Source organism: Halalkalibacter akibai JCM 9157, from assembly GCF_000513135.1.
Lineage (GTDB): Bacteria > Bacillota > Bacilli > Bacillales > Bacillaceae_D > Halalkalibacter > Halalkalibacter akibai.
In genome coordinates this window covers 1-13,617 of sequence record NZ_BAUV01000022.1, presented here as the reverse complement: position 1 = coordinate 13,617, position 13,617 = coordinate 1, and the positions used below count along the sequence as shown (strand labels likewise).

The window sequence follows — 13,617 nt, the reverse complement described above, 5'->3', positions numbered from 1 at the left end:
TAATCACTCTACCACTTTTAAAAGTTTAAACTATTATCGAGTAAAAGGATTGTTTTATGATTGTTCTTGTGTTGGAAAGAATGTCTTAAAAAATTCGTAAGTGTACTAGGAAAAATAATGTAATGCAATTGAACAAACATAATAAATTTAAGTATTTCTAGAAAACCGTAAGTTGATATATCCAACACCTCCCTTTAAATATTCCAATCAACAACCCTTTAACGCGATAAAGCAAAGTTCGTATTAAAAACATAATACGAATTTATTTGTAAAAATTGGAAAGGATATATATTAGCTCTTCTTTTAGGACAGTATTTTTTCCTAAACCTTTAATGTATTTGAATAAGCTGACTAAAAGAAGAAGCAGTCTTATACAGTAGATAATATAAAAAAGTAATTATCCATTTTGGTAATTATACAATAAAATTTTTGAAAATTTTGTCAAAATAAGGAGAGTACTATGAGTAATTTAGCTAACCATACTTTTACTAATGAGGTAAATAAGAAGATTAAAATCACATTAGATAATTTATATCTACTGTTTAAAAACTATGAGAACCAAATGAAATTAAAGTTGATAAACAAACAAATTAATCATAAATCTGAAACCAATCTAGACCAACTATTTACTTTTATTCTAGAAGAAACAAGAAGCCAGAACTTTAGGAGAAATAAATCTTCTAGCCTTTTAAAGGAAAGACATGAATCTCCAAAGACGTGGAAGGACTCTCTGGATTCAACCATTAGTCTATTTCTAAAGTATTTAGAGAATGAAGGTTATGCCTTAAGTAGTAGGAAATCTTCTATTCGAAATCTAAAATGTTTTAGAGAGTATATAGCTTCTAGGAGAGTTTCAGAAAGTGGTTCAAGAGGTGATTTTTCTGACCTTACCATGGAAGATATTCTAGAATATGAAAATTTCCTAATTAAAAGACAAAATGACGGAGAAATTCAGGAAAGTACTATATATAAATATTTATATGTAGTTCAATTATTTGTTGATTTTCTAAGGAAGAATAAAATAATTTTTCTTTATTATAAAGTACCCTCATCCTTAAAAAAACAAGGAAAGCGAACAAATGCCTTTTCAGCAACTCAAGACATAATAAAGTTAATTGAAACGGCAGAAGAACATAGTAATTTTAAAGTAAGAGATATGTGCATTTTACTTCTAATTATGGAATTAGGTATTAGACCAATTGAGCTCACTGGACTTTGCATCAATGATCTAAGACTTAGTGAATCTCTTATCACTGTCTTTTGTAAAAAGTCAGGTCAACGAACATTGAAAATAAGCAAGGATTTAACAAAAATTCTCAAGAAATATATAGAGATAAGAAAAGAGCACAATCCAAATCACACATATGTATTTATTAATGTATTCGGAGAGCCTTTATCTCGAAATGGAGTTGCAAGTATGATTTTCAATATTAATAAGAAAGCCTTTGGCAAAGCAAAAGTAAACGCTAAAGCCTTAAGACATACTTATGCAACCAATGCTCTTGATAATTTGAATGACTTTGAAGAAGTATCAAAATCTATGGGACATTTACACTGGAGATCCACAGAGTACTATGTTCATAAGAGTGTTAAGAGGTTACTCAAGAATTCTTTACCATTCAATCCATTACATCAATTGTTAGAAGGAGAAAACAATGCACATTGAACAGCGCCCTGAAATTGAACCAGAGATTATTTGTGAGCAATATGGAATTGATTTAAAAGATTTTTTTAATCTACTGCAAGGCAGTAGAAGATTGGAATCATCTAAGACTGCTGTTGAGATTATCAATGAGTATAAAGATAAGATTGCTAAAGATTTAAAGCTAGAAAGAAAAACGGCTGACACTATATACTATTACAATTATTTCCTGGAGAGATTTAAAGTTTTCCTAAATAAAATAAATCCTAATTTTTGTCTACTTGATTTAAATGAAGAAATAATGGATGATTTTTATAATCTATCTATTATAAGAAAAGGTAAAATTTCTCCTGGTACAAAGAATACTTATCAAGCAATTATTAATGCATTGATTAATTTTGCTTACACACAAAAGTATATATCAGAAGATATACGAAGTAGATTCGAAGTATATAAGTGCGAAAAGTTACCTCGCTATATCCCTACAGAAGTAATTAAGAAATTGTTAAATGAATCATTAAAAACTTCCTCCCCATTCTTTAATTACACTGTCCTCTACTTCCTAATTGGAACCGGTTGTAGAATAAGTGAATTAGTAAACGTTAGAATTGGGGATTTTAAGGTAGATGAAAATATAATATTCATTCGTAAAGGTAAGGGCAATAAGGAAAGATATATTCCTATGTACCCTGAAGTAAAAAAAGTGGTTTTAGATTTCCTATCTAGAACTGGAGTCAAAGAAATAGCTTATACCGATGAGCGCCACCTTTTCTCAAAGAGAATATATGATAATAGGAAACCTGTCCTAATAAGGTCTATCCAGAAAATGTTACAAAACTTGCTAGAAGCGTTAGGGATTGATAACCAATACTCTCCCCATTCATTTAGACACTCTTTTGCAGTTCAGTCAATAAAACAAGGAATGAGAATTGAAATTCTTCAACAAGTATTAGGACATGACCATATGGAAACAACAGCAATTTACACTAAGTTACATCCACAAGACTTAAAAGATGAAGTTGTTGGAAAGTATCCTTTTCCATTTGAAAAGTTGTTAAAACATATGCTCGGATTTGAGGGTTAAGTATGTGTAATTTTAAATTAAAAATTGAGGAATATAACAAAACTTGTAAATTAGCTGTGTCTACTAAAAAAGAGTATGTAAAAGCGTTACAGTTATTCTGTGATTTCCTCTCACTTAAATTAAAGTGTAGTGTTGAAGAGGTTGACTTAAAGAGAATATATGTTGTGAGAATCAAGAGTGGTGATATTTATACACCTATAAGATCTACATTATTAGATGAATTCCTTTATGAAAGTGCAGATAAAAGCTATTATCGATTAAAAACTTTATCCTGTGCATTGAAGAGTTTTTTTAGATATTTATATAGAAACGAAAATTTCCCTGACGTAACTAGTACTATGAAGTTTGATATAAAAAAATATAAAGAAAAGAGGAAACCTATTCGTATCTTAAGTAAACATGAAATTTTGAAATTATTTAATAGCATAGTAACACATAGTGAAGATCTAATAAGTGAAGTGCTTCTATTCAGTTTACTTTTCTCTACTGGTATGAGAATATCTGAACTTTTAGATATAAAAATTAATGAAATAGATTTTGAAAGAGAGATGCTATTGCTAGAAAAAACAAAAAATAGAAGAGAAAGGATCGTTTCTCTTCGAAATGGGTTTGGCGAAGTATTAAAATACTATTGTACCACTAACGACCTTTCTGAGTCTGACTATCTTTTTGGACATAAATTTTCTAAAGATAAGCTAAGGAGTAAACTAAAGAAATACCTTAAAAAAGCAAATTTACCGTATGTTAGAATTCATAGTATACGCCACTCGTTTGCAACCCATATGCTGGACGCGGGTAGCCATATTTTTATAGTACAACAATTATTAGGACACGAATACCTTTCTTCTACAAGGAGCTACGTAGCCCCAAATTATACAAGAAATAAGAATATTGTTATTAAAGAGCATCACATTGTTTATAAGAAAATAGAAGATAAGATTAATGCAGTTTTACAGATATAATGAATGGTGGAGACTCTTTCAGCCTTCAAAAAATCTCGGGGCACGGTCACATGAATATGGTTCGTAAATATATTCAAATGACTAACATGGATGTTAGAAGCCAGCATAATAGTTTTTCTCCGCTTAATGGATTGTTTAAGAAGTCATAGAAAGAAGTGTTTTACTTCTTTCTTTTTTCTATGCTATATACTTCTCAAGAAACTCAACATTTCCTGTTTCCTCATATAAGGAACATACTTGTAATCATAAATGTGATTCTCTTCATTATACTTATCGACTTCAAAATTTCACTTCAGCAATCCATGTTCCTTCAATAGTAGTCCCATAACTTCACTTGCTCCAATATCATATTACTAAATCATTTAATGAAGATACTTTTACCACTACAACCATCTCCCCTAGTTTAATGTGTGCTGCAATTATACTTGCAGATAAAGAAAACGACAAAGCATAAAAAAACTAAGTCGTTTTTTAAAATTCTCAATTAAGTAATGGTTTCCCATTTAAAATCATCAATTTCTATTATTATGAATCACTAGTTCCCAGCATTTGGTGGAAGGAGTCGGGCCCCACCAGCAAATGCTGGGAATCGGATTGTCCGTGTTAACAAGCAGTTGTGCCTATTTGACATTATTTATGACAGACCTGCAATTGTTCTCAACACGGACAAAAGTTAAGTCAATGGTGGCGGATAATTGTATGCGCTAATTATGGCAGAACAACGGTCGGGGCTCTCCTTTCCGCAGTTACTGGCTCAAAACTACGCACTGCTGGCTCAAACTGTCCGCAATACTCAATAACTTGTAATAATTTCCCTTTATAATGGAATAATTAATTTATCAGTTGTAAAGGGGGACTGTTACATGAGAAGGAAAAAACAATTAACTGCTAGTGAATTGAAAATAGGGTTATATATGTTCTTAATACTGGCTGCAATCGAATACCCTTGGCTATTAATTTTTGTTTTTATTTACACTCTTGGCTTGTTGGGTCTCCTTAGAACAGATTGGAATAAATTTAGATACTGGAGGCTAAAAGATAAACTCAAGGTGGCTGCAGTCGTATATTTCGGTATACTGTTCCTAAGTGGGTTTACTGAAAATGGTGTAATTACGCTTGTTGTAAGTAATTTCTTCGTTATCATTCTTCTAGGTATAACAATTTATGGTGGAATTAAAATTATTAAATTTTTCTTTATTAAACATTCTCCTATAATTGAGGGTATTGCAGAAGTTGATAATATGGATGGTATTGAATTTGAGCATTATTTAGGGAAAGTATATAACAAATTAGGTTATTACGCTGAGGTTACTAAACCAACTGGTGATTTTGGGGCAGATTTAATATTAAAAAGAGGTAAAGATAAAATTGCCGTACAAGCAAAGTGTAATGGTGAAGGTAATAATGTAGGTGTTGATGCTATAAATGAAGTACTAGGTGGTGCAGGTGTTCATGGTGCTAATAAAAAAATTGTTGTAACTAACCGTTACTTTACTAAAAATGCTAAAATATCCGCTACTGCTAATAATGTAAAGCTAGTAAATCGTGATAATTTAATTATGATGATTAAAGAAGTGAATTCTCAGAAAACTGTACCAAATTCAGTGGAACCAATCTAATAAAATAAAAAAGGACTTACCTCATCAGTCATCAATAAGACAAAAAATAGTTGATATTTTGTAACAAATTATCTTAAGAAAGCGATGTTATTCAATGAAGTGAAAGGACATTACTTCAGATGAGGATATATCAGAATGCTGATCAAAGCCGCCCCAAATGCAGCATTAATCCCTATCCCAACTCAGGAGTAACCCCTTTTTTCTAAGCTAACGTATAAATAAGAAAAGTAGCTAATGCCATAACAAAAATTGAAAGGGTACTAAGTGAGAGGGTACTAAGTGAGAGGGTGTCGACCCTTGAAAGAAGAAAATAAATAATACAACAGCTAGACCCGCTCCTATCAATAAAGCAATCACCATTCTTGGCAAAGGAAATCAAAAAGAACAAGTTGATCTTTTTCCGTTCCAGCTCCAACAATCTTTTTAATAACATCAAGTGAAACAATACGGATAAACGCCATATTAAAGCTTATAAAAAAGCTAAAAGAATAAGTACAAATAGGATTCCCATTGTAATCTTTGTTTGTCTTTTTCACTAATACCATTACAATCCTCTCCTTTCACTACGTGCGAGGTAGAGGAAAAACGGTACACCAACCAGCGCTGTAATGGCACCAACTGGAGTTTCAAATGGTGGATTAATCATTCGTGCCCCAATATCCGAAAAAACTAAAAGCAATGCCCCTAAAGACAATTCTTTTATGTATATCGCTATTGATATGATAGTTAACATGTTCTTGATGCCTCTTTATATGATCACTACTTAATGCAAATACATGCCTATTCGTTACATACACCCTTCCTTCGAGGTATTTACACATTTAAAGCTCTTTTTACAAGTTCAATAAGAAGTCAATATATTAGTTTTCTTAATATTGTCCCCCTCCTTTGCTTCTATCTAAAAACCTTATTTATCTGAGATTGTCTTCAACATAATTAAATAGTCTTTTTAGGCAGTCACCTTTCCTCTTGTCTTCCACCACAAAGCCAAACTCCAAGTGTCTACATATAAATGTGCCTTTATCCGTCTTTGTGCATATTGCTAATACTTTGTCATCAAAAAACATTTCTCCATTATATCTGTTTCTAAGTATTACACCTTTACCATTGTGTCTAACATGAACGCTATTCGCCAAAATACACACATCCTCTTTAAATCATTTCTTTTATCTAATAACCCTCTAGGCAGATCACAGTGTACCCTACTGTGATCTCCATTTGAAATGAACTATAGACATAGAGATTGATTAGATCTCCCTAGAAGGTTATTAAGATAAAGCGATGCTTTATCTTAATGTTATATAGCTTATAAATTCTTTACCGAAATTTGTAGTTCTACTTGCTTTTAAACCTTGCCCTGTCATTGTTCCTCCAAGTCCATCCGTATTCATTAAGCCTCTATCATATAAATCTCTTGTCACTTGTTTATAAAACTCTGCTTTATCTTTTAATTCTGGGAAAGCAATAACTAGAATTTGTTCTAACCCACCCATATAAGGAAATTGATCTTCTCTTAGGTACTTTGTTGGATTATCTAAAAGGTGTAGAATCTCCAAATGCCATTCATTAAACTCGTCAATATAATTTAGATACATTTGCTTAATACTTTCATCTATGTCTAAAATAGGTGTATTTTCAACTGCATTTAATAGTGCTAGTCGCTTTTCTTTCTGATGAGTCCTAAGATAAATATTGTATGCCTTCATTACAACTGATATAAATTCATCATTTTCAGCTAATTCATCTAGATTCATATCTTTTTTCTCTAAATTTAAAATTCTTTCAGTTATTTCAGATAATGCATTATCTCTTCTTTTTGAGGCTGGATCTGCGATAACTAAGTTGAAAACTTCAGCAAGAATTCCACCTGATACTGCGCCTAATGTACCTCTTATAGCTGCATGTGTTATTTGTGTTGCTTTTTCTTTATCCATGATTTGTCCTCCTTTAAAGTGATTATTTTAATTATCTATACCCATTCCTTCTTTGCTTTTTCTATAGCTTGATCGCTCATTAATGAAGTTATTTTGATAAATAAAAATATAAATACAACAATAAATATTATTAAGGTAAACATAATATGTTGTCACCTGTAATAGGTCTTAAGCTATTTGCTGCCATTGCTCCTAATATCCATATTCCAATCCATAAAATTACTACAAACGGATAAAACAACACTTTCTCCCACCAATACAATTTTCTCTGAAGCTAAGCTCTATTACTGATAATTTAGGTGATATATAGAATACAGTTATCCGAATTAAAACAACTAATATAGTTATATACATTTATTTCGCCTCATCTATATATATCTGACATTTTATTCACTTATAAAATCAACAAACTCTCTACCGAAATTTGTTAAAAAAGTTTTCTTCTCATCTTTTTCAGATATAACTAATTGCAAACAGTCTAATGATATTAAGCCTCTAGCATTTAAGTCCTGAATGATTTGATTAAAGAGTTCTTTATTATAGATTTAGTCTCGTCTTTATATTAATATCAATTGAACAGTTTCCTTGTACTGCGCAGCCAAAGATCCAGTTATAAATCCATTTCCTATTCAAGAAAAGTATGCATTTTAAGCTAATCAAATCTAAATATGTAAACTATTAATAACTTCTATTAACTCATCAAATTTTTCATCATGCTGCGTCGAAATTATAAAGACATTATCTAAATCGTCATAAGAATCTGGACCATCATGAAGATACTTAGCAAAATAGCTTTTATGTATTTCATAGTTTGTTCCCGCCCATTTTTTTAGAATTGTTTCTAATGTGCGTTCAAGTTTACTTCCCTTGAATTCCCCATAAATCATTGGTTCTCCGATAATCGCTTTAGTTGAATTTGCTAAGTTATTATAGAAATAGAAAAGTATAACTTCCTCTGTAGGTGATTTAATAAATTTTGCTAATTCTTCCGCTGGATTAAGTACATCCTCTTCTTCTACTGAGTACATTAGATTTTCTAAATGTTCTGTTTCATACTCAACCGAGTATCCTTTTCTATAGAACATATTGTCTTTCTTATTAAATGGTGAATCTAAGCTATTGATTAAATAAATCTCAAGCATTTTTTTCTACTGGTTCACATTCAATAAACTTAACTTTATAAAAATAGCGTTTATACCATGCTTGATTTTCATCAGGTATTATTTCTTCACCTTTTTTTTGCCTTTCGATATTACGTTTCCTTGATTCTTTTACATTCTTATATCTTCCCTTTTCTCCTTCTTCTACATGTTCAGCTATTCTTTCTTGTATAGACTGAGCTTCACCTACATATAAAGGTTCATCATTTTTTCCATACATTATATATACTCCCGAATTAGGCGGGAATTTTTCAGCATCCCAAATGTAATAGCTCTTTAAAGCAGCAATATTTAGTGTTGGTAAGATGTCGATGTAGTTTAAATTTAAAGCATTCATTTCTTTTTCTCCTTTTACTCTAGTAATAGCAGTTTCTTCTCGAAAAAATTTAAACCGTTTAGTTTAATAAGAAAATCGTAGGATACCTTATGCAAGTAGCTAAGTAGAAGAGAACCTTTCTTCCTTTCATTAGATTGTGTTCCCCTTCACAGAACCGTCCTTGCGCTATTCACGTACAAAGGCTTCTCCTTGTACCATTCACATGTCTGCTTTCCTTAAATTTTTAATTTCATTATATTTACCTCTGGGCGTAGTAAATGTGTCTAGACGAAATCATTAGTATCTCCACAAGTTGTCGTATCATATCAATGTGTAAACAATGCAAAGGTCTCTGAATCCAGATTTTATCTTTCTCGCCCTAATGACGGAAAATGTAGCTTGCCTGCTGAACGAAAAGCCTCATCCCTCTTGAATGACTACCCTTAGAAGTTCAATCCCTTTAATAATTTGGCTTTCGACTCACTACCATCACTGTCTACGCTTAGCGACTAAAGTTACCTTTAGCCACCAAGACTCGGTACGAGCGTAATGTCTAGTTCTTACTCGGAGGGAATACCACCAGCTATATGCTATGACCTAGCTCGGTCACACTCGTTCACCATTAATTACACATTAAAGAAACCCTCAATTATGTTAAAAGCTATCCTGCTGAACACGATGCACGCCCATCCAATACTCATGGGCATCTTCATAACTACTAATTTCAAGATTTGAAAACGTGTTGGAATCTGGATAATAAACTGCATCAAAAAATATCATCAATTCTTCATGGCCAACTTGAGTGTCCCTTAAATCAGGAGTTTCAGATTCTAATTCGGACACAAATCGAATCTTCACTTCGAAATTACCACTTACAATAAAATTATCGTTAATAAAGTTAAGACCGCGGACTGAAACTCTAGATAAATTCACAAGGTCTAGATTTAATATTTTCCTTTGCGAATAGTACACACTACTCCATAATTCTACTCTTAAGGGACCATCTATATCATCAGTTAAACGCTTTTTTATATAGCTTTTGGACGTATCTTCTTTTAAGAAATTTAAGATTGTTACATTGTCCCATTCTTTCTCCTTGAGTGATTCAAGTAAAGCATTGGTTTCTTTAAATGGCTCCATTAAGGAGGAGTTTAGTAATGAATACACATCTCTAAAAAAAGTGAATCGATTTGATTTTTTGGCTAATTCTTCGTGAAGTTGCCCATGCTTATTAAGGTAGTCCGTAGTATTACCGCTTATCAAAAAGCAATTTTGTAATTGCTGTTCTTCAGCTAATTTTGCATATGAAAACCAAATAACAGCATCACGAAACTCTTGTTTTGATTCTGTAAAAGGTTTAATTCGATGAATTGATTTATGTATTAACTCAGGAAGAAAATCATTTGAATATTGAACAACTTTTAATATCCCCTCATCTTGTAATCTTTCAAAATAAGTATCAAAGGAGCGCATAACTTCTTCATGCTGTGGAAGATGTAAATGAATGTTGTGAAGTTGAGGAATTGTATTAATAGCACCGATTCCTGAATTAATATTTCCTATTTGATTATTAATAAATATACTAAATTGCCTCCGAATCTCCTCAATAACCACAGAGGATATATATATTGAAAAATTTTGTTGCTTACAAATATTTAGAAATTCCTGACTAAGCCAATTATTAAAAAATACATCTTTTCCTTTTTGGAACACCGTTGAATCCAGAAAAAAGTTCATCAATTTCCTCCGTATATTGAATTTGCAATATCCAAACTAGTGAAATATCTTTTAATGGCATTCTATCACACTTTTCACTTCAAGATAGTTAGTTTCATTTCATTTTCACTTTTTCGATACTAATTAAGTAAACACTTGTTAATGAAAATAAACCAGATGATCTCAGCTTAAATTTTTTACAGAGAAAATTATTTTATAAGGGAATTAATTAACAACCAATATTAAGTGTACTGCACAGTATGAGTTTACTGCGCAGCAGAGACGCTCACTTATAAACGTAATCGTCTCTGTAATTTTTCAATATGTATCGGTGTACTCCTCAGCAATAGATCCAAACAAAAATGATAGATCCTTGTCCAACCAAGGATCTATCATCACTTCCGCGTTACGCTTACTTTCCTTGACAGCTTAATCTTGAAGAAGTACACTTCCCCACTTAACGTTAAGGGTGTTTCTTTCCAGGATACCCAAGTCATTCTCCATATCTTGAATACGGTGAATAATATAAAAAGCAACTGTATATAATGATTCCGCAAAGATTGAAAATATGGTTGTTCTTGTATCAAAAAGCGGCGTTAATTGTTACTCCTGTTGTTTAGCGGACAGCAACAAAGTATCGTCGTTATTATCACACAAATCTTTTGCTTTACTTTTTCTTTGAACTTGAGATTCGAAAATACGATCATTCCATATCCTTATAACATTAACTTCTGTGAGGTACTGTAATGACTTCATTATTCTTGATGGTCTATACATATAAGTATCTGGAACAAATCTTGATATTTCAATGCTTCCTGCTTTTATTTCACCTCTCAACAGCTTGTCGCCCTCGCTCTCTCCGTCTAAAAGTTTCATATAATTATCATATAAATCTTTTCTTTGAGCTAACAAAAGCGATTTGACATTTGGATAGATATACTTATCTACCATCGACAAGGCATAATACGGGGTTACGGTTCCGTCATCCGGATTCACATAAATGTGATTAAAGAAATCTATATCAACAATACAGCCGTGGATTGTCCCAACACCGCCAATTTTTTTAATACTATCAGCTATAGATTTTAATGCTTGATTGTAATCGCTAAATAACACTCTGATGGCATCTGAATAATACGCCATTCTCTCAAAGTAATAATTGATGTCGTTATGTTCTAAGTTATTAATTCTCCCACCATTTAACAAATGTATTTTGCCTTTATTCTGGTCTTCAAGTATAAAACAATATACATTATTGTTTTTAAGCATATGTATAGTTCCTGTTCTATTAAAAATTACTTTAATCTCAAGACCCCTGTTAAAGTCCAAATATTGCTCTCTCGAAATAGAATAAACTCCGTTAGGATAATACTTAAAAATATCATACACTCTTGATAGTTTAAAATGCTTTAAACCTATACTTTTAGAATAATAACCAATTTGATTGTCCGAATAAAAAGTCTTTTCCTCATCACAACAGTAATCATTTCGATGAGTATGTCCATTCACATATATCCAGTTACGATTGTAATCTTCATTCGACCAGTCTTCTTTTGGAGTATGAGTTAAAATAATAACTTTATCTTTGCCTAAAACACCATTAACTTTATTGTAAATAAAGTTAAATTGGTTTGACTGTTTAATGTCCTCATCTAAAGACATAATGGTTTGCCGATAAATTCCATGCGTAGCGTTAAATTGTGAACTTAATCCGGTAAACCCTAATCCACCCAGTATTACAAAAGCACTTTTCAAACACATTTGCTTTAACTCGTACTGATCAATTGATTCCAATTGTTGTTTTGAAATAATCTCTCCGTTTGAAAGCAACAAATCATTTTGCAAAAAGCATATGCCTAGACTTGAAAACAAATCCCGGAATTGCTGAATAATTTCATCCAATGTAAGCAAATTGGCATGTGTGCTCCCGTGTCTATTGAAATCCCATAATTCGTGATTCCCAAGCACTACTACTATTTGAAGAGGATTCCAACGCTTTGACTTCAGATACTTGACTAATTCTGTATAAAACAATGTTGATATTTCAAAGTTAAAAGATATATCGCCAGCTATTAATAAGTAGTCCTCATAAGAATGATCTGTAGCAGTATCGACCATTTTTTTTACTAACTGTCTGATATACATCTTAACTTCCAATTCAGTTGCACTTATTGGGAATGCTTTTAGAAGCTTATGATTTAGATGGATATCGCTGATATAATATATCTTGTGAGAATTGTCATTTAGTGATTCATTTGAAACCAAACCGATATCATGAAGAACAGAGATAGATTCTACTACCTCATTTTCTTTAGAAATCATAAGTTCCGTGTTGCGTTCGAAATCTTTGATGTTTTCATCGTAAAAAGAATCGTCATATAAGTGCTGTTCGATTAATACAGCGCTACTAATATAGGCACCTTCAATATTAAAATTGGCCAGACTCACCTCTTTAAAATCATAATCATGCAGATTTGCATTTCTCAAATCCCCATCTATATATTTATAAAAGTCAACAAATAAATCAAATTCTCTTACTTCATCCTCTTCTCTATAACTGATTCTTTCTATTGTTATAAATCTATGTGTTTCACTATCGAAGTATTTTCTCTTAAATTCCCTTACCCGTAATTGTCTTGCCAAATTGATAATTTGAATATCATTGTTTATACTATCTGGCAAGCGTTTTGCTATCTCTCTAACACAAGAGCGGTCACTATACGACATCACAGAAGGATCGTCACATTCCCTTAATACCCTTTCAAATAACTCGAGGCAATTATTTAAAGTATACATACTCTCAGGCACAAAAAGAAAAGCTTCCCAACTCGAGTTGATTGCCACTTTGCACAACTCCGTCTTTTTATATCTGTTAGGTACATACTCTAATGCCAATACATCATTATTAAGAGCAGCATTACATATTTCTTTGCTTCTGTTTTTATATGGGACATATTCCAAGGCCAATCCGTCTTGCTCAACTGCTAGCAAGAATAATTCTTTTGACAGAATATTTTTCGGAACAAATTCGAGTGCTAAACCATTTTGCATAATAGCTAATCTACAAAATCTTTCCGACTTATACTTATCGGGCACATATTCAAGGGCTTTGCCGTTTTGCTTTATTGCCTCAAGATAAAGTTTTTTTGTTCGGAACAAATCAGGAATATACGTGGAATTGGCT

Annotated in this window: 10 protein-coding genes and 1 pseudogene; 4 read left to right on the top strand and 7 right to left on the bottom strand. The window is 31.9% G+C overall.

Annotated elements, in window-relative coordinates; all coding sequences use genetic code 11:
• Window positions 1-460: 460 nt before the first annotated feature.
• The 4 genes from JCM9157_RS12815 (at window position 461) to JCM9157_RS25340 (ending at window position 5,307) form a co-directional block, all read left to right on the top strand.
• Window positions 461-1,666 (top strand): tyrosine-type recombinase/integrase, encoded by a 1,206-nt coding sequence (locus JCM9157_RS12815; RefSeq protein WP_035665224.1) that lies wholly within the window; start codon window positions 461-463, stop codon window positions 1,664-1,666.
• Window positions 1,656-2,726 (top strand): tyrosine-type recombinase/integrase, encoded by a 1,071-nt coding sequence (locus JCM9157_RS12810; RefSeq protein ID WP_035665223.1) that lies wholly within the window; start codon window positions 1,656-1,658, stop codon window positions 2,724-2,726. The genes JCM9157_RS12815 and JCM9157_RS12810 overlap by 11 nt, the downstream gene beginning before the upstream one ends.
• A gap of 2 nt (window positions 2,727-2,728) precedes the next feature.
• Complete coding sequence (locus JCM9157_RS12805; RefSeq protein ID WP_035665222.1) at window positions 2,729-3,688, top strand: tyrosine-type recombinase/integrase; 960 nt, start codon at window positions 2,729-2,731, stop codon at window positions 3,686-3,688.
• Window positions 3,689-4,551: 863 nt separating this feature from the next.
• Window positions 4,552-5,307 (top strand): restriction endonuclease, encoded by a 756-nt coding sequence (locus tag JCM9157_RS25340; RefSeq protein ID WP_052013125.1) that lies wholly within the window; start codon window positions 4,552-4,554, stop codon window positions 5,305-5,307.
• A gap of 353 nt (window positions 5,308-5,660) precedes the next feature.
• Here JCM9157_RS25340 and JCM9157_RS12795 read toward each other — a convergent pair whose 3' ends face one another.
• From JCM9157_RS12795 to JCM9157_RS23430, 7 genes and pseudogenes are all read right to left on the bottom strand, one after another.
• A complete protein-coding gene (locus JCM9157_RS12795; protein ID WP_035665221.1) occupies window positions 5,661-5,852 on the bottom strand; it encodes a hypothetical protein in 192 nt (63 codons plus the stop codon).
• Window positions 5,852-5,995 (bottom strand): annotated as a pseudogene (locus tag JCM9157_RS12790) (iron chelate uptake ABC transporter family permease subunit); the annotation flags it as partial. The pseudogene JCM9157_RS12790 and the gene JCM9157_RS12795, both read right to left, overlap by 1 nt.
• Window positions 5,996-6,593: 598 nt before the next feature.
• Window positions 6,594-7,241 carry a hypothetical protein gene (locus tag JCM9157_RS12780; protein ID WP_035665217.1) on the bottom strand — a complete coding sequence of 216 codons (648 nt, stop codon included), beginning with the start codon at window positions 7,239-7,241 and terminating at the stop codon, window positions 6,594-6,596.
• A gap of 662 nt (window positions 7,242-7,903) precedes the next feature.
• Window positions 7,904-8,383, bottom strand: a complete 480-nt coding sequence (locus JCM9157_RS12775; protein ID WP_035665215.1) for a hypothetical protein — start codon at window positions 8,381-8,383, stop codon at window positions 7,904-7,906.
• Window positions 8,376-8,738: a GIY-YIG nuclease family protein gene (locus JCM9157_RS12770; protein WP_035665214.1), complete on the bottom strand. Its 363-nt coding sequence runs from the start codon at window positions 8,736-8,738 to the stop codon at window positions 8,376-8,378. Before JCM9157_RS12770 ends, JCM9157_RS12775 begins: the two co-directional genes overlap by 8 nt.
• A 633-nt stretch (window positions 8,739-9,371) precedes the next feature.
• Window positions 9,372-10,454, bottom strand: coding sequence for a PIN domain-containing protein (locus tag JCM9157_RS12765; protein ID WP_035665212.1), 1,083 nt, complete (start codon window positions 10,452-10,454; stop codon window positions 9,372-9,374).
• Between the two features lie 582 nt (window positions 10,455-11,036).
• On the bottom strand, window positions 11,037-13,617 hold a 2,581-nt coding region (locus tag JCM9157_RS23430; protein WP_052013124.1), incomplete at its 5' end, for a DUF4116 domain-containing protein.

What these genes read in the sequence shown, in the direction of transcription:
- JCM9157_RS12815 (WP_035665224.1), top strand. Translation starts at nt 461, where the DNA reads ATGAGTAATTTAGCTAACCATACTTTTACTAATGAGGTAAATAAGAAG.
- JCM9157_RS12810 (WP_035665223.1), top strand. Translation starts at nt 1,656, where the DNA reads ATGCACATTGAACAGCGCCCTGAAATTGAACCAGAGATTATTTGTGAG.
- JCM9157_RS12805 (WP_035665222.1), top strand. Translation starts at nt 2,729, where the DNA reads ATGTGTAATTTTAAATTAAAAATTGAGGAATATAACAAAACTTGTAAA.
- JCM9157_RS25340 (WP_052013125.1), top strand. Translation starts at nt 4,552, where the DNA reads ATGAGAAGGAAAAAACAATTAACTGCTAGTGAATTGAAAATAGGGTTA.
- JCM9157_RS12795 (WP_035665221.1), bottom strand. Translation starts at nt 5,852, where the DNA reads ATGGTATTAGTGAAAAAGACAAACAAAGATTACAATGGGAATCCTATT.
- JCM9157_RS12780 (WP_035665217.1), bottom strand. Translation starts at nt 7,241, where the DNA reads ATGGATAAAGAAAAAGCAACACAAATAACACATGCAGCTATAAGAGGT.
- JCM9157_RS12775 (WP_035665215.1), bottom strand. Translation starts at nt 8,383, where the DNA reads ATGCTTGAGATTTATTTAATCAATAGCTTAGATTCACCATTTAATAAG.
- JCM9157_RS12770 (WP_035665214.1), bottom strand. Translation starts at nt 8,738, where the DNA reads ATGAATGCTTTAAATTTAAACTACATCGACATCTTACCAACACTAAAT.
- JCM9157_RS12765 (WP_035665212.1), bottom strand. Translation starts at nt 10,454, where the DNA reads ATGAACTTTTTTCTGGATTCAACGGTGTTCCAAAAAGGAAAAGATGTA.